Source organism: Citrobacter sp. TBCS-14, assembly GCF_005280805.1.
In the GTDB taxonomy this organism is placed as follows: domain Bacteria; phylum Pseudomonadota; class Gammaproteobacteria; order Enterobacterales; family Enterobacteriaceae; genus Citrobacter; species Citrobacter gillenii.
Genome location: NZ_SZWM01000747.1, coordinates 1 through 232, shown reverse-complemented (window position 1 = coordinate 232; position 232 = coordinate 1). Strand labels below are relative to the sequence as shown.

The window sequence follows — 232 nt, the reverse complement described above, 5'->3', positions numbered from 1 at the left end:
CACATTGCTGATGAAGTGATGGTGATGTATTTGGGCCGCTGCGTGGAAAAAGGAACCAAGGATCAGATCTTCAATAATCCACGTCATCCGTACACTCAGGCGCTGCTTTCCGCAACGCCGCGCCTGAACCCGGACGATCGCCGCGAGCGTATCAAGCTGACCGGTGAGCTGCCAAGCCCGCTGAATCCGCCACCGGGCTGTGCGTTCAACGCCCGTTGCCGTCGTCGCTTTG

The 232-nt window shown here is 58.6% G+C and carries 1 protein-coding gene; it reads left to right on the top strand.

Annotation, left to right across the window (positions count from 1 at the left end; translation table 11 throughout):
- The coding region (locus FDX22_RS21065) for an oligopeptide/dipeptide ABC transporter ATP-binding protein (protein WP_370317669.1) at window positions 1-232 on the top strand (232 nt) is incomplete at both ends.